The organism is Amycolatopsis balhimycina FH 1894 (assembly GCF_000384295.1).
GTDB lineage: Bacteria > Actinomycetota > Actinomycetes > Mycobacteriales > Pseudonocardiaceae > Amycolatopsis > Amycolatopsis balhimycina.
In genome coordinates, this window is the sequence record NZ_KB913037.1 from 8,332,231 (window position 1) to 8,354,084 (window position 21,854).

At 71.8% G+C, this 21,854-nt stretch carries 20 protein-coding genes; 9 read left to right on the forward strand and 11 right to left on the reverse strand.

The annotated features are described in order from the left end of the window. The first annotated feature begins 13 nt into the window (after positions 1 to 13). The 4 genes from A3CE_RS0138290 (at position 14) to A3CE_RS0138305 (ending at position 3,607) form a co-directional block, all read left to right on the forward strand. The gene (locus A3CE_RS0138290; RefSeq protein WP_020645397.1) at positions 14 to 625 is read left to right on the forward strand and encodes a carboxymuconolactone decarboxylase family protein; all 612 of its coding nucleotides are present in this window, start codon (positions 14 to 16) and stop codon (positions 623 to 625) included. A gap of 109 nt (positions 626 to 734) precedes the next feature. After that, on the forward strand, positions 735 to 2,891 hold the full coding sequence (gene uvrB / locus A3CE_RS0138295; RefSeq protein ID WP_026469262.1) for an excinuclease ABC subunit UvrB: 2,157 nt from the start codon (positions 735 to 737) through the stop codon (positions 2,889 to 2,891). A 48-nt stretch (positions 2,892 to 2,939) separates the two neighbouring features. Continuing rightward, on the forward strand, positions 2,940 to 3,212 hold the full coding sequence (locus A3CE_RS0138300; protein ID WP_020645399.1) for a type II toxin-antitoxin system VapB family antitoxin: 273 nt from the start codon (positions 2,940 to 2,942) through the stop codon (positions 3,210 to 3,212). Further along, positions 3,209 to 3,607 carry a type II toxin-antitoxin system VapC family toxin gene (locus A3CE_RS0138305; RefSeq protein ID WP_020645400.1) on the forward strand — a complete coding sequence of 133 codons (399 nt, stop codon included), beginning with the start codon at positions 3,209 to 3,211 and terminating at the stop codon, positions 3,605 to 3,607. Before A3CE_RS0138300 ends, A3CE_RS0138305 begins: the two co-directional genes overlap by 4 nt. Positions 3,608 to 3,614: 7 nt before the next feature. Here the strand turns inward: A3CE_RS0138305 and A3CE_RS0138310 are convergent, their stop codons facing one another. Both A3CE_RS0138310 and A3CE_RS0138315 read right to left on the reverse strand, forming a co-directional pair. Beyond that, positions 3,615 to 4,004 (reverse strand): VOC family protein, encoded by a 390-nt coding sequence (locus A3CE_RS0138310; protein WP_020645401.1) that lies wholly within the window; start codon positions 4,002 to 4,004, stop codon positions 3,615 to 3,617. Positions 4,005 to 4,081: 77 nt separating this feature from the next. After that, positions 4,082 to 5,488, reverse strand: coding sequence for a S28 family serine protease (locus A3CE_RS0138315; RefSeq protein ID WP_020645402.1), 1,407 nt, complete (start codon positions 5,486 to 5,488; stop codon positions 4,082 to 4,084). A 252-nt stretch (positions 5,489 to 5,740) separates the two neighbouring features. Here A3CE_RS0138315 and A3CE_RS0138320 point away from each other — a divergent pair, with 252 nt between their 5' ends. After that, on the forward strand, positions 5,741 to 6,241 hold the full coding sequence (locus A3CE_RS0138320) for an SRPBCC family protein (protein ID WP_020645403.1): 501 nt from the start codon (positions 5,741 to 5,743) through the stop codon (positions 6,239 to 6,241). Here A3CE_RS0138320 and A3CE_RS0138325 read toward each other — a convergent pair. The 3 genes from A3CE_RS0138325 to A3CE_RS0138335 all read right to left on the reverse strand — a co-directional run bounded on the left by A3CE_RS0138325 (position 6,238) and on the right by A3CE_RS0138335 (position 10,978). Beyond that, the gene (locus tag A3CE_RS0138325; RefSeq protein WP_020645404.1) at positions 6,238 to 6,978 is read right to left on the reverse strand and encodes an enoyl-CoA hydratase/isomerase family protein; all 741 of its coding nucleotides are present in this window, start codon (positions 6,976 to 6,978) and stop codon (positions 6,238 to 6,240) included. The two genes, A3CE_RS0138320 and A3CE_RS0138325, sit on opposite strands and share 4 nt — an antisense overlap. A 206-nt stretch (positions 6,979 to 7,184) precedes the next feature. Beyond that, a complete protein-coding gene (locus A3CE_RS0138330; RefSeq protein ID WP_020645405.1) occupies positions 7,185 to 8,108 on the reverse strand; it encodes an ABC transporter permease in 924 nt (307 codons plus the stop codon). Beyond that, a complete protein-coding gene (locus A3CE_RS0138335; protein WP_020645406.1) occupies positions 8,105 to 10,978 on the reverse strand; it encodes an alpha/beta fold hydrolase in 2,874 nt (957 codons plus the stop codon). The genes A3CE_RS0138330 and A3CE_RS0138335 overlap by 4 nt, the downstream gene beginning before the upstream one ends. Before the next feature lie 316 nt (positions 10,979 to 11,294). On the opposite strand from A3CE_RS0138335, the gene A3CE_RS0138340 reads away from it, so the two are divergent. Further along, on the forward strand, positions 11,295 to 12,257 hold the full coding sequence (locus A3CE_RS0138340) for a TerC family protein (protein WP_020645407.1): 963 nt from the start codon (positions 11,295 to 11,297) through the stop codon (positions 12,255 to 12,257). Positions 12,258 to 12,297: 40 nt separating this feature from the next. Next, positions 12,298 to 14,244, forward strand: a complete 1,947-nt coding sequence (locus A3CE_RS0138345; RefSeq protein WP_020645408.1) for a S9 family peptidase — start codon at positions 12,298 to 12,300, stop codon at positions 14,242 to 14,244. Here A3CE_RS0138345 and A3CE_RS0138350 read toward each other — a convergent pair. The 4 genes from A3CE_RS0138350 to A3CE_RS0138365 all read right to left on the reverse strand — a co-directional run bounded on the left by A3CE_RS0138350 (position 14,237) and on the right by A3CE_RS0138365 (position 17,796). Next, positions 14,237 to 14,893, reverse strand: a complete 657-nt coding sequence (locus tag A3CE_RS0138350; protein WP_020645409.1) for an RES family NAD+ phosphorylase — start codon at positions 14,891 to 14,893, stop codon at positions 14,237 to 14,239. The genes A3CE_RS0138345 and A3CE_RS0138350 overlap by 8 nt on opposite strands. A 51-nt stretch (positions 14,894 to 14,944) precedes the next feature. Continuing rightward, the gene (locus A3CE_RS0138355) at positions 14,945 to 15,526 is read right to left on the reverse strand and encodes a MerR family transcriptional regulator (RefSeq protein WP_020645410.1); all 582 of its coding nucleotides are present in this window, start codon (positions 15,524 to 15,526) and stop codon (positions 14,945 to 14,947) included. Between the two features lie 335 nt (positions 15,527 to 15,861). Continuing rightward, a complete protein-coding gene (locus tag A3CE_RS0138360; protein WP_020645411.1) occupies positions 15,862 to 16,839 on the reverse strand; it encodes a LacI family DNA-binding transcriptional regulator in 978 nt (325 codons plus the stop codon). Between the two features lie 105 nt (positions 16,840 to 16,944). Beyond that, positions 16,945 to 17,796 (reverse strand): helix-turn-helix domain-containing protein, encoded by an 852-nt coding sequence (locus A3CE_RS0138365; protein ID WP_026469263.1) that lies wholly within the window; start codon positions 17,794 to 17,796, stop codon positions 16,945 to 16,947. Between the two features lie 159 nt (positions 17,797 to 17,955). On the opposite strand from A3CE_RS0138365, the gene A3CE_RS0138370 reads away from it, so the two are divergent. Then, the gene (locus A3CE_RS0138370; protein WP_020645413.1) at positions 17,956 to 18,444 is read left to right on the forward strand and encodes an MmpS family transport accessory protein; all 489 of its coding nucleotides are present in this window, start codon (positions 17,956 to 17,958) and stop codon (positions 18,442 to 18,444) included. 35 nt (positions 18,445 to 18,479) lie between these two features. Continuing rightward, complete coding sequence (locus tag A3CE_RS0138375) at positions 18,480 to 19,226, forward strand: ABC transporter permease (RefSeq protein ID WP_020645414.1); 747 nt, start codon at positions 18,480 to 18,482, stop codon at positions 19,224 to 19,226. Here the strand turns inward: A3CE_RS0138375 and A3CE_RS0138380 are convergent. Both A3CE_RS0138380 and A3CE_RS0138385 read right to left on the reverse strand, forming a co-directional pair. After that, positions 19,210 to 19,896, reverse strand: a complete 687-nt coding sequence (locus A3CE_RS0138380) for a histidine phosphatase family protein (RefSeq protein WP_020645415.1) — start codon at positions 19,894 to 19,896, stop codon at positions 19,210 to 19,212. The two genes, A3CE_RS0138375 and A3CE_RS0138380, sit on opposite strands and share 17 nt — an antisense overlap. 63 nt (positions 19,897 to 19,959) lie before the next feature. Continuing rightward, entirely contained in the window at positions 19,960 to 21,843 is a 1,884-nt protein-coding gene (locus tag A3CE_RS0138385; protein WP_026469264.1) for a Na+/H+ antiporter, read from the reverse strand. Positions 21,844 to 21,854 lie beyond the last annotated feature (11 nt).

Sequence of the window (21,854 nt, forward strand, 5' to 3'; positions counted from 1 at the left end):
AGGGGGAGCGGGAATGACAGACCCGATAGCGGAGCTGCACCGACGTGGCCGCGAGAACTTCGCCGACCTGGTCGAGGACGGCGCGAAGCGGCTCGACGCGCTGTTCGCCACCGTCCCGGCGCTGGGCGAGCTGGCGGTCGGCACCGTGTACGGCCACCTGCACGAACGTCCGGCGCTGGACGCCCGGACCCGGGAGGCCGCCACGCTCGCGGCGATCGTCGCGGCGGGGATGGTCGGCCCGCCGCTGAGCGTTCACCTCCGGACCGGGCTGGCCGCGGGGCTGTCGCCGGCGGAGGTCTGCGAAGTGGTCGTCCAGACGGCGGCGTTCGCCGGCTTCCCGCGCGCGGTTTCGGCGGCTGACCAGCTGAACCGCCTCTTCGAAGGCCACGGCCTGCCGATCCCGCCGCCGCCGTCCCCGCGCGAGGTCGTCCTGGCCCACCTCGCCGCGCCCGCCGACGAGGTGGCCGAAGTCCTCGCGGAGTTCCCGCGCACCGAGGTGCAGGCGATCGGACCCGACCGGGTGCTGGTCTCGTGCTTCGGTGCCGACCCCGCGCCCGGGGCTATCCTGCACTGCTCGGTCGATGGCGGCGAAGTCGCTTCCGTCACGGTGTTCCGACCCCGCTGACCAGGGCCGACGGAAATTGTCGGTGACATCTGGGGCTTCGCCCCAGGTCGGGGGCTCCGCCACCCGAACCCCCGAGAAATTGTCGGTGGGTCGGCCTACTCTGGTCCCCGTGGCTTTCGCAACCGAACACCCCGTGCTCGCCCAGTCCGACTTCCGGCCCGTCTCGGAGATCCCCCGGACCGGCGGCCGGTTCCAGGTGGTCAGTGACTACCAGCCCGCCGGTGACCAGCCGGCGGCCATCGACGAGCTCGAACGCCGGGTCAGGGCGGGCGAGAAGGACGTCGTGCTGCTGGGCGCCACCGGTACCGGCAAGTCGGCGACGACGGCGTGGCTGATCGAGCGCGTCCAGCGGCCGACGCTGGTGATGGCGCCGAACAAGACACTGGCCGCGCAGCTGGCCAACGAGCTGCGCGAGCTGTTCCCGCACAACGCGGTCGAATACTTCGTCAGCTACTACGACTACTACCAGCCCGAGGCGTACATCGCGCAGACGGACACGTACATCGAGAAGGACTCGTCGATCAACGACGACGTCGAGCGGCTGCGGCACTCCGCGACGATGAACCTGCTCTCGCGGCGGGACGTCATCGTGGTCGCCAGTGTCTCGTGCATCTACGGCCTGGGCACCCCGCAGTCGTACCTCGACCGGTCGTCGATGCTCAAGGTCGGCATGCAGCTCGACCGGGACGTGTTCCTGCGTGCACTGGTCGACGTCCAGTACACGCGCAACGACATCGCCTTCGCGCGGGGGACGTTCCGCGCGCGGGGCGACACAGTCGAGATCATCCCGGCCTACGAGGAGCTGGCCATCCGGGTCGAGTTCTTCGGCGACGAGGTCGAGAAGCTGTACTACCTGCACCCGCTGACCGGGGACATCGTCAAGGAGGTCGACGAGGTCCGGATCTTCCCGGCAACGCACTACGTCGCCGGCCCGGAGCGGATGGAAAAGGCGATCCAGGGAATCGAGAAGGAGCTCGAGGAGCGGCTCGCCGAGCTCGAGCGGCAGGGCAAGCTCCTGGAGGCGCAGCGGCTGCGGATGCGCACGGCCTACGACATCGAGATGATGCGCCAGGTCGGGTTCTGCTCCGGTATCGAGAACTACTCGCGCCACATCGACGGCCGCGGGGCCGGCACGGCGCCGGCGACGCTGATCGACTACTTCCCGGACGACTTCCTGCTGGTGATCGACGAGTCGCACCAGACGGTCCCGCAGATCGGCGGTATGTACGAAGGCGACATGTCGCGGAAGCGGAACCTGGTCGAGTTCGGCTTCCGGCTGCCGAGCGCGGTGGACAACCGGCCGCTGACCTGGGAGGAGTTCTCCGACCGGATCGGCCAGACGGTGTACCTGTCGGCGACGCCGGGGCCGTACGAGATGGGCCAGGCCGGCGGCGAGTTCGTCGAGCAGGTCATCCGGCCGACCGGCCTGGTCGACCCGAAGGTGGTCGTCAAGCCGACCGAGGGCCAGATCGACGACCTGGTGCACGAAATCCGGGAGCGGGCGGACAAGGACGAGCGCGTCCTGGTCACGACGCTGACGAAGAAGATGTCCGAGGACCTGACCGACTACCTGCTGGAGCTGGGCATCCGGGTGCGCTACCTGCACTCGGAGGTCGACACGCTGCGGCGGGTCGAGCTGCTGCGGCAGCTGCGGTCGGGCGACTTCGACGTGCTGGTCGGTATCAACCTGCTGCGCGAGGGTCTCGACCTGCCGGAGGTGTCGCTGGTGGCGATCCTCGACGCGGACAAGGAAGGCTTCCTCCGGAGCGGGACATCGCTGATCCAGACGATCGGCCGCGCGGCGCGAAACGTCTCCGGCGAAGTGCACATGTACGCGGACAAGATCACCGATTCGATGCGGCACGCGATCGAGGAGACGGACCGGCGCCGCGAGAAGCAGGTCGCCTACAACGAGGAACGCGGGGTCGACCCGCAGCCGCTGCGGAAGAAGATCGCCGACATCCTCGACCGGGTCTACAGCGAGGCCGAAGACACCGAGCAGGTCTCGGTGGGTGGCTCGGGCCGCAACTCCTCGCGCGGCAAGAAGCCCGAGCAGGGCGACCGGGTGCGCAGCTCGGGGATGCTGGTCGACAAGGACGTCTCGGGGATGCCCCGCGCCCAGCTGGCGGACCTGATCCAGCAGATGACGGACCAGATGATGCAGGCGGCGCGCGACCTGCAGTTCGAGCTGGCGGCCCGGCTGCGTGACGAGATCTCGGACCTGAAGAAGGAGCTGAGGGGGATGGACGCGGCCGGCATCAAGTGACGCCGTTCACCTGATCGAGTATTACACCATTCAGTGTATGATTACACCATGGCGATGAACATCAAGGACCCGGAGACGGAGCGCCTTGCGGCCGAGGTCGCGGAGTTGACGGGTGACACCAAGACTGGTGCCGTCCGTGAGGCGCTCCGTCTCCGGCGTGACCAGCTCAAGAAGCAGGAGAACGCCGAGCAGCGGCTGAAGCGGATGAGACGGGTCCTGGAAGAAGAGATCTGGCCGTTGATACCGCCGGAGGAGCTCGGGAAACCGATCCCGAAGGAAGAGTGGGAAGACATCCTCGGGTTCGGGCCGGAGGGCGTGTGATCATCGACAGCTCGGCCGTCGTGGCGATCATCCGCCAGGAGCCGGACCACGTACTACTCGAGGAACGTCTCGCGGAAGCGGACGAAGTCAGGATCGGGGCGCCCACCCTTGTCGAGGTCGGCGTTGTTCTCACCGCGCGGCTGGGTGGACGCGGCCGGTTGGTACTGGCCCGGTTTCTGCAGGACAACCATATCCAGACGGTTCCCTTCACCGAGGAACACGCCGAGATGGCGATCGACGCGTTCAGCCAATACGGGAAGGGCCATCACCCGGCGAAGCTCAACATGGGCGACTGCTACAGCTACGCCACGGCCAAGCTGGCGCGTGAACCGTTGCTGTGCATCGGGAACGACTTCTCGCAGACCGATCTCGAGCTGGTGAAGCTCGAGTCGTGAAGCCGGCTCACCCGGGGGCGGGCGCGTTCTCGTCGGCCTGCAGCATGCCGAAGATGTTGCCTTCGGTGTCCTTGCAGTACGCCAGCCACCCGACGCCCGGCACCGGGCTCTTCGGCAGGGCCAGCGTCCCGCCGGCGCGGTTGACCTCGCCGAGGGTGTGGTCGAGGTCGGCGACGTCGATCGTGTTGACGAAACCGTGGACCGGGGCGGACGCCTCCGGGGCGGGGCCCTGGCGGGGGACGAGCCCGCCGTCGATGCCGTCCCCTTCGCCGGTCGTGATCACCCAATAGGGGACATCGCCCCAGCGTTCGAACTTCCAGCCGAACACCTTCGTGTAGAACGCAGCCGCGCGTTCGGGGTCACCCGCGTGGATCTCGAAGTGGACGGGTCGAGGCATACAGGCCTCCTCGGGCCGGGCCGTCAGGTGTGGCGAGACTACGCCTGACAGCCCGGCTCCGGGAGGTCACAAACCTGTCAAAGTGGCGGTCGCGCCGAAAGGGCGAGGTCGGCGTCGAAGTCCGGGAACCCGGCCGGGGCGCTGCGCAGGGCAAGCGGGGACGAGGCCTGTGATGACGCCGGCGGCAGGCCGGCCCAGCGCCGGACCGTCGCCGTGGCCGCGGCCGCGTCGGCCGGTGGCAGCTGCGCGATCTTCGATCCGTGGTTGCCGCCCGGCACGTAGTAGCGGTACGAGTCGCGGCTGCCGAAACCGAGTTCGAACGGCTCGGCGCCCCACGGGTCGTTCGAGCCGTACACGAACAGCAGCCGCGTGCCGCGGGACTTCACCCAGAAGTCGATGTCGGGCATCGCCGGGTAGTCGAAGCGCGGGATCCGGATCGAGCTCGGCACGAACGTCTTCGGCTGGTCGGCGCCGGGGTAGCGCAGCAGGTCGCGGAGGTAGCCGTCGTACGCCTCGGGGGAGCCGAGCTGGGCCGCGGCCTGGTAGTAGTACGGGATGTAGGGCGCCAGGTCCTGGTCGGAGTAGGTGTTGAGGCTTTCCACCTTCTCGTACCAGGCGTAGACGTCCGCCGCCGGTGCTCCCGGCGCCGGCACCGTCGCGCAGTCCGCCTGCTTCTGGTACTGCCAGAAGGCGAAGTACGAGTCGATCACCGAGATCTCGAGGGACTTGTCGGCCGAGCCGACGATCGAGAACGTCAGCCCGCGCTGCGCCGCGTCCGCCGCGGCGATCGCGCCCAGCTCGTCACGCCGCTTCAGCGCGTCGCGCTGGATGGCCTTCAGCGCGGCACGGCACGCCGGGTCGTCGCCGGCCCGGGACAGGAACCGGTTGTAGACGTCGACCGGGTCGATGACGTCGTTCGGCGCGACGTACGGGATGGTCGCGTCGACGTCGCCGGGGAAGAAGCGCCGGAAGTACGTCGCGGTCATCCCGCCCTTGCTGCCACCCGTCGCCAGCCATTTGCCCGGGTAGATCGCCTTGAACGCCTGCACCGCGCGGTGCTCGTCGGCGGCGGCCTGCCAGATCGTCAGCTGCTTCGCCCAGTTCTCCGGCTCCGGCCGCGAAGGCGTGAAGTAGCGGTACTCCATCGACAGCTGGTTGCCGTCGACGATCTGCGTCGGCTCGGACCGGTTCGGCGAGCCGCTGACGTTGTAGCCGCTCGTGAACGCGACCGTCGGGGCGGCGAAGTCGCGGTGCAGCAGGGTGAACCGCTGCTGGAACGTGCCCGCGCCGGGGTGCCGGTGGTCGGCGGGCTGGGTGTAGGTCAGCTTGAAGAACCGGTACCCGGACGGCGCCGCGTCCTCCGACACGATCGTCAGCCCGGGGATCTTCCGCAGCTCGGCCTTGATGTCGGGGGCCGCCGCGGCCGCCGGGGCCAGGCCGGCCATCGCGAGCAGGACCGCGCCTGCGGTGAACAGTCTGCGCATCGAGCACACCCTCCCCGGTTCATGAACCCGGCTCATGAACCCTCCGTGGGACCCTCACAGAACCGGCGGCGGTCGGCAATCGGCTGTCCGGGCACAGAATCGGTCAGGGACCGACTTTCGGCGGGTGGCGCGGCGCCCGAGGCGGCGTCCTCAGGGGTGCGCAGCCGCGCGCAATCTGCGAGTTGTCCGCGTGATCGGCGCCGGGCTACCGTCCGAATCCGGAGGCACCGGCATCGAGCGAGGGGGTCCGCCATGAAGGTTTCCGACTGTCCCACGACGGAGGTCGAGGTCCGCGTCGACGCGCGGCCGGCCGAGGTCTGGTCCTGGCTGCTGGACGTCGACCTGCCGGCCCGGTTCTCCACCGAGTTCCAGGGCGGCGGCTGGGTCGAGGGCGCCGAGCCCGGCCTCGGCGCGCGGTTCCGCGGCCGCAACTCCCACCCGGTCGCCGGGGAGTGGGAGACGGTCTCGACCGTGACCGGGTACGAGCCCGGGCGCCTGTTCGCGTGGGCCGTGATGGACGTGGCCAACCCGGCGGCGTCGTGGAAGTTCGAGCTCGTCCCGGACGGCGACGGCACGATCCTGCGCCAGTGGGCCCAGATCGGTCCCGGCCCGTCCAACCTGACCACGATCATCGGCTCGATGCCCGAGCACGAGGACGAGATCGTCGCGATGCGGCTCGGCGAGCTGCAGGCCAACATGCAGAAGACGGTCGAAGGCATCAAGGCGCTCGCCGAAAGCGGCGTGCGCGCCTAGCGAAGTACCTTGTCCACATAGGACTTGACCGCGGCGAGCGTCGCCGGCGACCGCCACAGCCGCTCGACCTCCGGGTCGTCGGAGTGCCGGTACTCGGCGATCCGCTCGTGGAACGGCTGCCGGATCTGGGCCTTGGTGTGGGCGAACGGCTCGGCGGGCAGCTCGCCGAGCCGGGTCGCGACGCCGAGGGCGCGCTCGAGGACTTCCTCCGGGGCCGCCAGCTCGTCGGCCAGCCCGCGGGCGAGCGCGTCCGCACCGCCGAAGACCTCGCCGGAGAAGGTGAGCGAAGGCAGCGGCGCCGTCCCGTACGCGCAGCGCAGGATCTCCATCGCGGCCAGCGGGAACGGCACGCCGACGAGCAGCTCGGTGACTCCGATGGCGCCCGCGCCGAGCACCCGGTGGTCGCAGGCCGCGGCGAGCACCGCGCCCCCGGCCACGGCGTGCCCGTTCAGCGCGGCGACCACCGGACGCGGGCAGCCGAACACGGCCAGCAGCGCGTCCGACAGCAGCGGCAGGAACTCCGAGACGTACGGCGCGCCGCCCTCGTCGAGCCGCTTGAGGTCGACGCCCGCGGAGAAGATGCCGCCGGTGCCGGTGAGCACCACCGCGCGGGCCCGCTCGGCGTCTTCCAGCCGGAGCACCAGCTCGCGGCAGGAATCCGTGTCGAGGGTGTTGCCCTTGCCGTGGTCGATCCGCAGCACGGCGACGTCGTGGTGGCTCTCCAGGATGATCGGCACGGGCCGACCGTACCGCGGTGCCGCGGGCCGGTCAGGTCTTACCGCTCAACCGGACGACGCCGAAGTGCTCACGGTGCGCCGGCTCGGTGACCTCCGCCGGGGTCGGTTCCCGGCCGGCCGGGAACCGACGACCCGGCCCGCCGCATGCCCAGCCGGTGCCATTCCACCACGGTGGTCATTCCCGCGGCGTACGCCCGCCGCGGGCCTCAGCTGGTGATGTCTTTTCGGGCGAACCGCCGCCCGGCGTACAGGAAGAACACCGTCCCGTAGATCACCGCCGACAGCATGCCGCTCGCCAGGTTGGTCCAGTCGACGTCGGTGGAGATGAGATCCATCCACGAGAACGCGTAGTGCGTCGGCAGGTAGTTGCGCAGGCCCTCCAGCGCGGTGATCTGGTCGAGGATCTGTGACAGGATCGCCACCAGCACCGCGCCGCCGACCGCGCCGAGCGGGGCGTCGGTCGAGACGCTCAGCGCCAGCGCGAGCCCGGCCACCCAGGCCAGCTGCAGGATGATGTACACAGTGGACAGCCCGATGGCGAGCAGGCTGTCGCCGAAGGACACCGCGTCGCCGGTCGGGCTGATCGCGGCGCCGGCGCCGTACCAGAGCACGCCGACCCCGAGCGAGACCAGCGGCAGCAGCACCAGCGCCGCCGCCGACAGCAGCCCGGACACGATCGCCTTCTGCCGCAGCACCCGCTGCCGCGGCACCGGCACGGCCAGCAGGTACTTCAGGCTCGACCACGACGCCTCGCTCGCGATCGTGTCGCCGAAGAACAGCGCGACGATCATCGGCAGCAGGAACGTCCCGGACACGAACAGCGCCAGCACGACGAAGTTCGGCGCGGACGCCGTGGCCAGGTCGACGAACCCGCCGCTGCGCCGGTTCGGGCTCGACTGCCCGAGCTGGAACGCGATCACCAGGATGAACGGCAGGACGGCGACGAACCCGAGCAGGAACTGCGTGCGCCGCCGCCGCAGCTGGCGCCGCAGTTCGACGCCGAGCCGCAGCGTCCGCCGCGCCGAGTAGCCCTCGACCGCGCCGTCCGGCCCGACGCCCGCGTGCTCGTGCGACGCGACGTCGCTCAGCTCGTCCAGCGCGTGCGGATCGGTGTGCACACCCTCACTCACGACTCTTCTCCGACCAGTTGCAGGAACGCGTCTTCCAGCCGGCGCCGGGGGCCGGCCTGCTCCACCGCGACCCCGGCGCGGACCAGCGCCGCCACCGCTTCGGCGCGTGGCAGCCCGTCGAGGTCGGCGTGCACGAGGTCGCCGTCGACGTCGACCTTGGTGACCCCGCCGACCGCCTTCAGCGCCGCCGCGGCCGCGGCCGGGTCGCCGACCCGGAACGTCGCCTCGCCGCCGGCCGCGGCCAGCTCGCCGACCTCGCCCGAGGCGACCAGCGAGCCGCGGTGCATGACCACGACGTGCGTGCAGGTCTGCTCGACCTCGGCCAGCAGGTGGCTGGACACCACCACGGTGCGGCCGGTCGCGGCGTACCGCTTCAGCACCTCGCGCATCTGGTGGATCTGGGGCGGGTCGAGCCCGTTGGTCGGTTCGTCGAGCACCATCAGCTCCGGCAGGCCGAGCATCGCCTGGGCGATCGCCAGCCGCTGCCGCATGCCCTGGCTGTAGGTCCGGACGCGCCGGTCGACGGCCGTGCCGAGCCCGGCGATCTCCAGCGCCTCCGCGAAGTGCGCCTTCTCGGCCGGCCGCCCGGTCGAAGCCCAGTACAGCTCGAGGTTCGCCCGGCCGGACAGGTGCGGCAGGAAGCCGGACCCTTCGACGAACGAGCCGATCCGCGACAGCACCGGGGCGCCCGGGGTGATCTTGTGCCCGAACACGCGGATGCCGCCCTCGGTCGGCGTGATCAGGCCCATCAGCATCCGCAGCGTGGTCGTCTTGCCCGCGCCGTTCGGCCCGAGCAGGCCGAGCACCTGGCCCGGCTCGACGCGGAAGGAAAGGTCCTTCACCGCGACGAACCCGCCCGCGTACTGCTTGCGCAGCCCTTCGATGACCAGCGGCGTGGTGGCGAGCTCCGGGTCGACGTCGGTGGCGCGGCGGCGGCGCAGTGCCGCGAAGAGCACCACGGCCACGCCGATCGCCAGCGTCACGCCGATGCCGGCGAGCTGCCCGGCCGGGGCCGGGGAGCCGACGGACGCGCCGGGCACGATCGGCACGGCCAGCGCGGCGCCGCCGGCCAACCCGATCCGGAACACCGCGGGCGCGGCCGGGGCGGCGAACGCCTGGTCGGTGGTGCCGACGACCAGTCGCAGCGAGTGCCCGCCCTCGATCGGCCGGACGATGCCGGGCAGCGTCACCGTGACGTCGACCGGCGTGCCGTCGGCGGGCAGCCCGCTCACCCGGAACGGGGCGATCGCGTTGGCCGGCAGCACCCGCGAGCCGTCCTGTCCGACGTCGTAGAGCTTCGCGAACAGCACCGCGTCCGGCTGCGGATGCGCCGGGTCCGCGGCGACCTGCAGCCGCACGGTCGACGAGCCGCTGACGACGATCTGGCTGTCCACCGGCGCCGTGGTGAACTGCGCGGCCTGGCCGGGCGGGTCGTTGCTGAACAGCGCGCCCAGCCGTGACGTGCTGCTCGCGACGCCGTTGAGGCCCGGGATGCCGCTCACCGCGGAGGGGTTCGCCCCGGCCGGGCGCACGACGGGCTGCGCGGGACCGGTCAGCGCCAGCAGCCGCCGTTCGGTGGCCGGGCCGGTCAGCCCGGGATAGGCCGGGGCGTTGACGGTCCGGACCGACGGGGTTCCGTTGGCGCGCAAGGTGCCCTGGACGTCGTAGCTGAAGCCGGTGCCGGGATCGCCGCCGGCGACGGCCGTCCACAGGAAGTCGGCGATCTTCGCGCGCAGCTGCGGTCCCGGCTTCCCGCCGTCGTGGCCGCCGGTGTACCAGATCGTCCGCACCTTGCCGCCCGCCGCGGTGATCTGGCGGGCGGTCGCGTCGGACTGGTCGAGACCGAACAGCGTGTCGCTCTCGCCCTGCACCAGCAGGGCCGGCACGGTGATCTTGCCCGTCACGGACGCCGGGGAGACGCGGCGCAGCAGGTCGATGCTCGCCGGGCTCGCCTGGCCGGTGGTGCCCAGCTCGGTGTAGGCGCGGCAGACCGCGGCGGTGAACCGGCCGCACGGGTCGGCCGGACCACCCTGCCGCCCAGCCGGGCCGCCCCCGCCGGGCGGCACCGCCGGGACGGCGGCCGCCGCGCCGGCCCCGGCGGCGCCGGTGGAACCGGTGTCGGTCTCCTGTCCGGCCTCCGGCGCTTCGGCGGACGGCGAGCCGCTCGCCGCGGCCCCGGAACCGGCCGAGAAGAAGATGCCGGCCCAGCTCTTCTTGAACACGCCGCCGGGCGCGAACGCGCCGGCGGCGGGGGTGCCCGGGGCCGCCTGCGCGGGGGCCGCCGCGTTCGGGATGAGGCCCTGCGCGAGGTCGTTGTAGGTGATCACCGGGGCGACCGCGTCGACGCGCTTGTCCGTGCCGGCCAGCAGCAGCGCGAGCGCGCCACCGTAGGAGGCGCCGGTGACGGCGACCTCGGGGTCCCCCTTGGCGTCGAGCGTCACCTGGTGCCGCGCGACGAGCCGGTCGATCAGGCGGCTCGCGTCGGCGACCTCGCCGTCCGGGTCGTTGAGCCCGATCTTGCCGGTGCTCTTGCCGAACCCGCGCGCGGACCACGTCATCACGACGAAGCCCTTCCGCGCGAGCTCACGGGCGTCGTCGGCGACGCTGTTCTTGTCCCCGCCGAAGCCGTGCGCGAGCAGCACCGCGGGCGCGGGCACGGTCGCCGGGAGGTAGGTCGTCGTGTCGATCTTGACCTGCGTGGCCGAGCCGGGCGCGGCGGGCAGGTCGATCAACGCGTCCTGCGCGGGCACCGGCGGGGCCGCCGCCGGGCGCGTGATCCAGAAGACCGCGCCGGCGGCCAGGACCACGACGACGGCGGCGAGCGCGGTGAGGCGGGCTCCGCGGGTGCGCGGGAGCGGGAGTCGGGGCACGACGTGACCGTATGTGAACTTTCCTGAGAGTGTCCTCACCGGCTCACGGTGATCACACGCCGATCACTCGCCGGGGACCACCTGGTGGACCAAAGTGACCAGAATTACAGGACCAACCCGGTGACGTGCGCGATCCTGGCTGGCGCTCAGGTGGCGGCAACCGGCACACTGGACGCGCTGTGAGGGGAGTATTCCTTCGCGGCGGTGTCGTCAGCACGGTGGCCCTGCGCCCCCCGGCACCGTCGGCCGGTGTTCGCACCGGCGGAAGAGACCTCCGGTTAGTTGCTCATGCGCACTATCCGGAGGTTCGAGTTCCATGACTGTCCCCCTGTGGCTGTGGATCGCCACGATCGGTGGCCTGCTCGCGCTGATCGCGCTGGACCTGGTCATCGTCGATCGCAAGCCGCACGAAGTGACCACGGGGGAAGCCGCCCGCTGGGTGATCTTCTACGTCTCCTGCGCGATCCTCTTCGGCATCGGCGTGTGGATCTTCGCCGGGCACGACCCGGGCGTCGAGTTCTTCACCGGGTACATCACCGAGTACTCGCTGAGCGTCGACAACCTGTTCATCTTCATGATCATCATGACGTCGTTCAAGGTGCCCGCCATCCACCAGCACCGCGTGCTGCTGGTCGGCATCCTGCTCGCGCTGGGCATGCGCAGCGTCTTCATCGCGATCGGCGCGGCGCTGATCGAGCAGTTCGTCTGGGTCTTCTTCCTGTTCGGCGCGGTGCTCGTCTGGACGGCGGTCAGCATGCTGCGCAGCAAGGGCGCGGATGAGGAGTACCACGAGAACGCCGTCACCCGGCAGGTCCGCAAGATCGCCCCGGTGACCGGCGACTACCACGGCCACCAGTACACGGTGAAGGTCGACGGCAAGCGGATGATCACGCCGATGCTGCTGGTCATCGTGGCGATCGGCTCGGCGGACCTGCTCTTCGCCGTCGACTCGATCCCGGCGATCTTCGGCATCACGCAGGAGGCGTTCCTCGTCTTCACCGCCAACGCGTTCGCGCTGATGGGCCTGCGGCAGCTGTACTTCCTGCTCGGCGGGCTGGTGACCAAGCTGGTCTACCTCACCTACGGCCTCGCGGTGATCCTCGCCTTCATCGGGGCGAAGCTGTTCCTGCACGCGCTGCACGAGTACCACGTCGTGCCGGACTGGCTGGACATCAACAACTGGATCTCTCTCGGCGTGATCGTCGTCGTGCTCGCCGTGACGACGGTGGCCAGCCTGGCCAAGGCCCGGCGCGACGAGCGGAAGCAAGTCCCCGCGTAAGTCGTTCGCAGCGCTAAGGAATTCCGGTACGGTCGGGGATGTGCGTCCTGCCGACATCGAAGACCTCGTCGTCCCCGGCCGTCCCGCCCTGCGCGGGAACCTGCTGCTCACCGCGCTGAAGCGGCCCGAGCTGAAGACCAACGCCGCGCACAGCGCGCTGCGGCGCGTGTCACTCGACGGCGGCGAGACCGCGTGGACGCACGGTCCCCGCGACTCCTCGCCGTCGATCTCCCCGGACGGGCGCTGGGTGGCGTTCCTCCGCGCAGGGGAGGGCAAGGGCGCGGACGGCAGCCCGCAGCTGCACGTCATGCCGTCCGGCGGCGGCGAAGCGCGCCGGCTGACGTCCCTGCACCTCGGGGCCGGGGAACCGGTATGGGCGCCGGACTCGCGGCGGATCGCCTTCACCGCCCGCGTGCCCGAGGCCGGCCGGTACGGCACCGAGGACGCCGGCGGCGAGACCTCGGAGCCGGCCGCCGAGGCCCCGCGCCGGATCACGCGGATGGACTACCGGATCGACGACGTCGGGTTCCTGCGGGACCGGATGCAGCGGCTGTTCGTCCTCGACGCGCTCGAAGACGAGCCGCCCGAGCCCGAACCGCTGACCGGGGACGCGTTCGACGCGGCCCACCCGGTGTGGACGCCGGACGGCACCCGCGTGGTCTTCACCGCGCCGCCGGACTGGGACGCGGCCGAAAGCGACTACCGCGACATCTGCGCGGTCTCCGCCGACGGCGGTGACCCGGAAGTCGTCGTGCGGTGCGAGGGCTACGCGGAGCGGCCGGCGTTCGGCGCCGGCGGCACGTTGTTCTACTTCGGACAGTCCTTTGAGGACCACCACGAAGCCGCGCCCACCGGGCTGTACGCGGCGGCGCCCGAGTTCGGCGCCGGCCCGGTGAAGCCCCGGCGGCTCACCGACGCCGAGACGGTCGACTGCGAGGCGGCGGCGGGGCCGCCGGCCCCGCGCGAAGGCGACGTGCTCGTGGCCGTCCGCAACCGCGGCGCGGTCGAGCTGCGCGCGGTCCCCGTCGACGCCGCGAACGCCACGCTGGCCGACCTGCCCGCCGTGTATGCCGACCACACCGCGGTGCGGTCCTTCGCGCTCGACGGCGCGGTGATCGCCGCGGTGGTCGCAACGCCGTCGACTTCCGGTGAGGTCGTGCTGCTCGGCGACGGCGACGCGCGGGTGCTCACCGACTACTCGAAGCCGTTGCGGGACAAGGGCATCCGGCCGATGCTCGAGCTGGAGACCACCGCCCCGGACGGCTACCCGGTGCACGGCTGGCTGGTGCTGCCCGAGGGTGAAGGCCCGCACCCGGTGCTGCGCGTGGTGCACGGCGGCCCGTTCACCCAGCAGGAGTGGGCGGTGTTCGACGAGGCGCAGGTGTACGCCTCCGCCGGGTACGCGGTGGTGCTCGGCAACCCGCGCGGCGCGGCGGGTTACGGGCGCGAGCACGGCCACGCGATCACGCACGGCTTCGGCACGGTCGATGTCGACGACGTCCTGGCGCTGCTGGACAAGGCCCTCGAACGCCCGGACCTGGACGCCTCCCGCGTCGGCATCATGGGCGGCTCGTACGGCGGCTTCATGACGAGCTGGCTGGCGGCCCACCACGGCGAGCGCTTCAAGGCGGCGTGGAGCGAGCGCGCGGTCAACGCGTGGGACTCGATGCTCGGCAGCTCCGACATCGGCTACATGTTCGTCGACGCCTACATCGGCACCGACCCCGAGGTGCTGCGCGAGCGCAGCCCGCTCACGTACGCCGCGCAGATCCGCATCCCGTTCGCCGTAGTGCATTCGGAGCAGGACTGGCGCTGCCCGCTGGAGCAGGCGCAGCGGATGTTCGTGGCCCTGCGCCGCGCGGGAGCGGACGCGGAGTTCCTGCTCTTCCCGGGCGAAGGCCACGAGCTGACCCGCTCGGGGCGCCCGCGGCACCGCGTCCAGCGCTTCGAAGCGGTCCTGGACTGGTGGGCGCGGCACCTCAGTTGAGCAGCGTGTAGTTCAGCTCTTCGCAGACGCGGCCCAGCGGGACGTCCAGGCCCGGGTGGTCCAGCGGCAGCAGCACGTCCGGCGCGATCGGCAGCGCGGCGCCCGCCGGCGGGTCCCACAGGCAGATCGCGGGGTCACCGGAGTCCATCGACGAGCGGTACCAGAGGCCGTCGAGGTCGCTGAACGCGCCGCGGATCGCGCGGGCCCACGCCTGCGTGAGCTTCTTCGGCCCGCTCGAAATCTCCTGCGACGCCCCCACCCGCGTCGGCCACAGGCCGGTCAGGTCGAGCAGGCGCAGCGTGCGCACCGGGCGGACGACGACCAGCCGGGGACCGCGCGTGCGGCGGTCGACCGTCGAGCTGGTCTGGAAGACCTCGGCGACCGACGTGCGCACCGTGAGGCCGAAGTAGAGCACCCCGTTCGCGGGGTCGGTGACCGGCACGCCGCCGCGCCCGGGCGACTGCTGGTCGAACCGGCCGTGGGGGAGCGGGCCGGTGTAGCGGAACGAGTTCCACTGCTGGGGGTGGTTGCCGTGCGCGGTGAAGATCCGCACCAGCCTGGTCGTGGACTGGACCGTCACCACGTCACTGGCACGGTTCAGCTGCCGGACCAGGACGGATCGGGCGGGCGGCAGCGGGAGCCGGGCCATGGGTCGGGGGTGGTCCGTCCTTGTCGGTGATCTTGCTCGGGAAGGTCCAGCCTAGAGCGGCGTGCCGAGCGTGGCGATGAGGCGGGCGACGTGGTCCGGGTCACCACCGGAGAGGAGCCATTGGCGCGGGGTCGCGGGCTGGTCGTTGATCACCAGGTCGGCCTGCGGGGTGCTCATGAAGGCGGCGACGACGAGCGCGGGCTGGTCGTCGGGCAACGCCTTGAGCACGACCTCGAGGCCGGGGAGCACGCCCGAGCCGGCGAACTGCCACGCCGGGAGCCGCCAGCCGCCGTCCTTCCAGCCGGTCAGCCTGCCTTCCTTGAGGCGGTGCCGGATCCGGCTGTCGTCGACGCCGAGGGTCTTGGCCGCCTCGTTGACGCTGAGCGCGCCTTCGGCGAGCACCGCGTGGGCGGCCACGGTGCGGGCCCTGAAGTCGGGTTCGTCCTCGCGGCGCGGCGACAGGTCCAGGCCGACGTCGGCGAGCGCGGCCCGCTGGTCGGCGGAGAAGTAGTGCGAGGGATCCGGATTCGGTGGAGACAGTCTGCGCGCCGCGTCTTCGACGAGCGTGAGGAACTCGTGCGCGTCGACTTTCAGGCCCGCCTTGGCGAGGATGTTCTCCAGCGCTACAGACATGTGGCTCAGGTTAACCCGAAACAGCGCGCCTGTGCGGGTTCGTGCGGTTTCTTGCCCTGTCTGTGCGTGAATTCACCAGAGATCGACACTTTGGGCACATCAATCAACACGTTGAGTAAGCAACTTCCGGTCAGTTTCCCTGGATCGGCCGCAGTTGTCCAGACCCTCCGCGGCTTGACACCGCGGCCCGGCGCACCTACGTTCCGGGGAGAAAACGATTTCCGCTCCGTGCTCACAGGATCCGGCCCGCGTGCCGGTCATGGGGGACACAGGGGGTGGGGCGTGCCTGGGGGGCCTGGCACGAGCCGGCCCCCCGGGCACGTCGCTCCCGGCCGTCAGCGGCGGGAGCTCTTCCGTTCGATCAGCCGGGCTTCGAGTGTCGTCGTGGTCGCGTCGCGGCTGCTGTCGGTGATGCGGGCCAGCAGGAGCTGCGCCGCCACGCGCCCGACCTCGTACGCCGGCTGCGCGACCACCGTGAGCGGCGGGTCGATCAGCGTCGTCCACGGCGCGTCGTCGAACGAGACGATGCCGACGTCCCGTCCGGGACGCAGGCCACGCGCCGACAGTGCCTCCAGCACCCCGATCGCCATCGTGCTGTTCGCGACCAGCAGGGCGTCCGGTGGCGACGGCTCGTCGAGCAGTTCCAGCGCGGCCAGCCGGGCCCCTTCGGCGCGGTACTCCGCTCGTCGCGACACGGCGTTCGCTTCGCCGACGACGTCGGCGTAACCGGCCAGGCGGTCGTCGGCGGTACGGACGCCCGCGGGCCCGGTCAGGCAGCCGACGCGCCGGTAGCCGCCGTCGAGCAGGTGCCGCGTGGCCACCGCGGCCGCGTGCCGCGTGTCGACCAGCACCTGGTCGCCCGCCGCGGCGGGCAGCGGCCGGTCCACCGCGACCAGGGGAGTGCCCTGGCGGCGCAGGCCTTCGACGTTGGTCGACCGGCCGGTGGGCGACAGCACCACCCCGGCCACCCGTTCCTGCAGCGCGACTTCGATGTAGCGCCGCTCCTTGTCCTCGTTCTCGTCGGAGTTGCAGAGCACCACCGAGTACCCGGACCGTTGCGCGAGGTCTTCGACGCCGCGCGCGATGGCGGTGAAGAAGGGGTTCTCGACGTCGGAGATGATGAGCGCGAGCACCGCCGTCTCCTGCCGGCGCAGGTTCCGGGCGAGTCCGTTCGGGTGATACCCGAGCTCGGCGGCCGCCTCCTGGACCCGCGCGGCCAACGTGGGGTCCACAGTGGACTTTCCGTTGAGCGCGCGCGACACGGTCGCCGTGGAGACGCCGGCTCTCGCCGCGACGTCGCTGATGGTGGCCACACGCCCTCCCTGATCACTCGTCGAGGGGAGAATAGCGCTCTTGGTAGTCGTTTACCGTCCGCTTACCTTTTTGGGCGAGCACCCACTTCCGGTTGTCCGTGCGGGTTACGCCGAACGGAGCCGGTCACGCCCGGTTGCGTCCACAGTGGAGGATCCGCGGAAGTACGCGCGGGGCGTCAGGCCGGTCAGGGCCCGGCAGTCCCGGCTGAGGTGAGCCTGGTCGGCATACCCCGCGGCGGCGGCCAGCGCGGCCAGGCCGGCGACGCGCGGAGCCAGCGTGACGGCGCGCTGGAACCGGCTGACCCGGAGGTAGGTGGCCGGGCCGTAGCCGACCGCCTGGACGAACCGCCGCCGCAGCCGCCGTTCGCCGACCGCGAGGGACGCGGCGGCGTCCTCGATCCGCGCGGCCGCAACCTCTGCCGGGTTCGAGACGCGCCGGGCAAGCATGGCGGCGGCATCGGTTCGATCGGCGGCAAGCCCATCGGTTCCGGCCCGAGCCAACCCCGCGGCCGCCTCGGCGACCCGCGTCGCACCCGCGGCCAACCGGCCGATCAACGCCGCCACCGCCGGGTCGGGCGGCGGCACCTCCGGCAGCCGCGCCGCGACCGCTTGCGCCGGCGACAGCTCGCCCGCCAGCAGCCGCTCGGCGGCCAGTTCCCCTTCGCGACCCCACAACTCGCCCAACGGCACCCGGCGGTCGCGCAGCTCGTCGGCCGGCACGCCGAGGACCGCCGCCGCGCGGCCCGGGATGAACCGCACTCCGGTCAGCACCGCCCCGGGGCTGGTCACCGATAACCACGCCGACGTGTCCGGGCCCGCCACGAACACCTCGCCGTCCCCGGCGACCAGGTCCACGCAGCCGTCGGGGACGATCCGCTTCGGGACCGCCGAAACCGATCGCCACACGCACCGCGCCACGTCCCGCACCGGCCCTGGTGGCGCCGCCTCCTCGTACACACCCCGATCATGCCCCGGGGGTCCGGCGAAACCGGCCCGGACCCCCGTTTGGGTGAATGTGCGACTTCTTGCGAAGAGCGGCTAACGCGGAGTTAGGTCACGGCGAGATATAGGTCGACGCACTCGGCGGAAGTGCGCGCGACGAGAGAAGACCTCTCCATGGGTGTTCCCACCGTGATCAGGTCCGCTTCGAAGGACCAGCGCGACTGTGCTGCCCGGGCCCGGTCGGCCGGAAGCGTCGTCGTGGTCCTGGGGGTGCTCGCCGCGGCTTTCGCGGTGACGTCGTCCGTCGTGCCCAGGTCCGCGCGCGGACCGGCCAAGGAACAGCCGGTGGCCGCGCCGGTCGTCCCGGCCGCGGCCCTCGCGGTCAGCCACACCGTCGTCTACGAACTGCTGGGCGAGCACGGCGCCCGCAACGTCACCTACACCGCCGCCGGCTCGGCTCTGACCCAGCGCGCCGAGGTGACGACGCCCTGGTCGGTGTCGTTCACCGAGTCCGTCCCGGCCGGCCGCACGCCGTTCCGCAGCATCGCCGCCCGGAACCCCGGCCCCGGCGAGCTGCGCTGCCGGATCGTCGTCGACGGGGCCGTCGTCGCCGAGAAGGCCGTGGAAGACCCGGAGCAGGCCTTCGTGAGCTGCGCCGGCTGAGTCTCTCGGCAGGGCCCTGCGGCAGGATCGGCGGCGTGAACGACGCCGCGATCACCTTCGGGCCCGCCTTGGTGGCGGTACTGGTCCTGCTCGCCGTCTCCGGTGCCGCCGTCGTCCAGCTGGGCGGGCTCGGGCCGGGACGAGCCGTGCTGATCGCCGCCGTCCGCGCCGCCGCCCAGCTGGCCGTCGTGTCGCTGGTGATCATCGCCGTCCTGCGCTCGGCGCCGCTGACCGGCCTGTTCGTGCTGATGATGTTCGGCATCGCCGCGGTGACGTCGGCGCGCCGCGTCGGCACCTGGGCGAACCTGCCGTGGACGGCGCTGGCCATCGCCGCCGGCGTGGTGCCGGTGCTCGCACTGGTCCTCGGCGCCGGTGTCGTCCCGCTGAAGCCGATCGCCGTCGTCCCGATCGCGGGCATCGTGATCGGCGGCGCCATGACCGCGACGTCGCAGGCCGCCCGCCGCGCCCTCGACGAGCTCAAGTCCCGCCACGGCGAGTACGAAGCCGCGCTGGCGCTGGGGTTCCTGCCGCGCCCCGCCGCGCTCGAGATCTGCCGCCCGTCGGCCGGGCAAGCGCTGATCCCGGTGCTGGACCAGACCCGCACGGTCGGCCTGGTGACGCTCCCGGGCGCCTACGTCGGCGTGCTGCTCGGCGGCGCCGGCCCGGTGCAGGCCGGCATGACGCAGGTGCTCGTGCTGATCGGGCTGCTGGCCGCGGAAGCCGTCTCGATCCTGGTGGCCGTGCAGTTCGTCGCGGCCGGGAAGCTCAGCCGAGCGGAGTAGCCAGGTGCGCGGTGTCGTTGAAGCGCCGCACGATCCAGGTGTCGCCATGCAGCACCAGGTGCGAAATCGAGCCGTTGTCGGCGCCGAGGAACGCGAACCGCTCGACCGAGCGGCTGGCCTGGGCGAACACCTCGCCGATCACGCCGCCGTGGGTGAACACCGCGACGCGCTGATCGGGGTGCGCGGCCGCGATGCGGGTGAGCGCGCCGCGCAGCCGGGCCCCGAACCGCTCGTCGGACTCCGCGCCCGGGATGACGTCCCAGCGCTGCTCGGTCCACAGCCGGTCGACGATCGGGTGGCCGTCGGTGGTGTACTTCCGGAACAGCCCGTTCTCCCAGTCGCCGAGGTGGATCTCCCGCAGGTCCGGCTCGACGACCGGGGTCAGCCCCAGCTTCTCCGCCAGCGGCGCGGCGGTCTGCACCGTGCGGCGCAGCGTCGTCACGTAAATCGCGTCGATCCGCTCCCCGGCGAGCCGGACGCCGACGCGCTGGGCGTGGTCACGGCCCTCCGGCGCGAGGTCCGGGTCGGCCTGGCCGTCGACCAGGTCGAACGGGGCGTCGCCGCGGGCCGGAGCCGATTCGCCGTGCCGGACCAGGAAGATCTCGGTCGAACCCGGGGGTGGGCTGAACCGGTGCTGGCGGTATTCGATCTCCTGCTCGGGCGTGCTCATGCTTCGACGGTACAGCGGCGCGAAGCGCCTCCATTGAGGGCGGTGGTGGGGAGGAAGGCGGAGCTAACCCAGCTGCTTGTCCACGAAACACCATCGCCACGTCTCGCCCGGTTCGTAGCTGCGCATCACCGGGTGGCGGGATTCGTGGAAGTGCCGGGTGGCGTGGCGGCGCGGCGAGGAGTCGCAGCAGGCGACGTTGCCGCACTTCAGGCACATCCGCAGGTGCACCCACGTCGTGCCCTCGGCGACGCACGCGGCGCAGCTGTCGGCCGAGCTGGGGTCCTTCTCCACCCACTCGTGGGCCAGGTGCTTGCACGAACCGGCCGTCGCGGCCGGCGTGCGCAGTTCGCGGCCCTCCACGGCGGGCTCCGCCTCGTCGCGGTCGAGCATGGATTCCTCGATGTCGAGCCGCTCCAGGAGCTTGCGCAGGACGTCGTCGTCGGCGCTGCCGCTGTCGCGGGCCTTCAGGAACTGGCGGCGTTCGACGTCGAGGAGCTCCAGCCGCAGCCGGCGGTAGGCGTCGCTCGGTGTCTCGGCCAGCGCGCTCTGCCGGCCGAGCTGCTCCCACGCCGAGTCGGCGCGGTGCTGCAGCCGGTCGCGCAGGCGCTGGATGATCTCCGGCGGGTCGTCGTCCGTCCGGATCTCCTCGAGCCGGGTCAGCGCGGCGCGGGTCATGTCGTGCAGGACGGCCGCCTCCTGCAGCGCGTCCTCCGCGGGGTCCGGCCGCGGCAGGCGCAGCTTCCGGATCAGCGGTGGCAGCGTCATGCCCTGCACGGCCAGGGTGCCGGCCACGACGACGAACGCCGCGAGCACCAGCACGGCCCGCTGCGGGGTGTCCGCGGGCAGCACGAACGCGGCCGCGAGCGTCACCACCCCGCGCATGCCCGCCCACGCGATGACGGCCGAGTAGCGCCACGGCCAGATCTTCGCCCTGACCTTCCCGGGCAGGAGACGCCGTTTCACGCGCTTCACGGTGCCGATCCCGGCCATCCACAGCACCCGGGTGAGGATGGTCGCGCCGAGCACCGCGACGCAGATCCAGACGAGCATCGCCAGCGAAACCCCGCTCTCGCCGACCTCGGCGAGGATCCGCCGCAGCTGCAGGCCGATCAGCAGGAAGACCATGTTCTCCAGCAGGAACTGGATGGTCTGCCAGTTCAGCCTGCTGGCCAGCCGGGTCGAGCCGGACAGGATCTGCGGGGCCTTGTGCCCGAGGATGAGCCCGGCGATCACCACCGCGAGCACGCCGGAGCCGTGGATCGCCTCGGCCGGGATGTAGGCGATGAACGGCACGGCGAACGACAGCGCGGTGTCGAGGACGGGCTCGTCCATCCGGGCGCGGATGAACGCGGCCCCGAAGCCGATGACCAGGCCGACCACGGCCCCGCCGATGGCCGCGCGGAAGAAGTCGGCGCCGACCTGCCACAGGCTGACCGACCCGGCCAGCGCGGCGATGGCCGTGCGGAGGGCGACCAGCGCGGCGGCGTCGTTGAAGAGGCTCTCGCCTTCCAGGAGCCGGATCAGCTTGCGGGGCATGCCGACCCGGCGGGCGACGACGCTCGCGGCGACCGCGTCCGGCGGTGCCACCACCGCGCCGAGCGCGATGCCGCCGGCCAGCGGCAGCCCGGGGATCACCGCCCAGGCGACCACGCCGACGCCGAGGGCGGTGAACACCACGAGCCCCACCGACATCAGCCCGATCGCCCCGCGGTTCTTCCGGAAGTCGATCAGCGACGTCTGGATGGCCGCCGAGTACAGCAGCGGCGGCAGCAGGCCCAGCAGCACGACCTCGGGGTCGAGGTGGACCTCCGGCACGCCGGGGACGTACGAGGCGGCGACGCCGACGACGATCAGGCACAGCGGGGCGGACCAGTCCAGCCGCCGCGCCACCGCGCTGACGACGAGGACCGCCACGACCAGCGCCACTATCTCTGCCGCGATGTGCACGGGGTAATCAT

Excerpts from the sequence above, each read along its gene's own strand:
- A3CE_RS0138290 (WP_020645397.1), top strand. The coding sequence starts at position 14 with ATGACAGACCCGATAGCGGAGCTGCACCGACGTGGCCGCGAGAACTTC.
- A3CE_RS0138300 (WP_020645399.1), top strand. The coding sequence starts at position 2,940 with ATGGCGATGAACATCAAGGACCCGGAGACGGAGCGCCTTGCGGCCGAG.
- A3CE_RS0138310 (WP_020645401.1), bottom strand. The coding sequence starts at position 4,004 with ATGCCTCGACCCGTCCACTTCGAGATCCACGCGGGTGACCCCGAACGC.
- A3CE_RS0138315 (WP_020645402.1), bottom strand. The coding sequence starts at position 5,488 with ATGCGCAGACTGTTCACCGCAGGCGCGGTCCTGCTCGCGATGGCCGGC.
- A3CE_RS0138320 (WP_020645403.1), top strand. The coding sequence starts at position 5,741 with ATGAAGGTTTCCGACTGTCCCACGACGGAGGTCGAGGTCCGCGTCGAC.
- A3CE_RS0138340 (WP_020645407.1), top strand. The coding sequence starts at position 11,295 with ATGACTGTCCCCCTGTGGCTGTGGATCGCCACGATCGGTGGCCTGCTC.
- A3CE_RS0138350 (WP_020645409.1), bottom strand. The coding sequence starts at position 14,893 with ATGGCCCGGCTCCCGCTGCCGCCCGCCCGATCCGTCCTGGTCCGGCAG.
- A3CE_RS0138355 (WP_020645410.1), bottom strand. The coding sequence starts at position 15,526 with ATGTCTGTAGCGCTGGAGAACATCCTCGCCAAGGCGGGCCTGAAAGTC.
- A3CE_RS0138370 (WP_020645413.1), top strand. The coding sequence starts at position 17,956 with ATGGGTGTTCCCACCGTGATCAGGTCCGCTTCGAAGGACCAGCGCGAC.
- A3CE_RS0138380 (WP_020645415.1), bottom strand. The coding sequence starts at position 19,896 with ATGAGCACGCCCGAGCAGGAGATCGAATACCGCCAGCACCGGTTCAGC.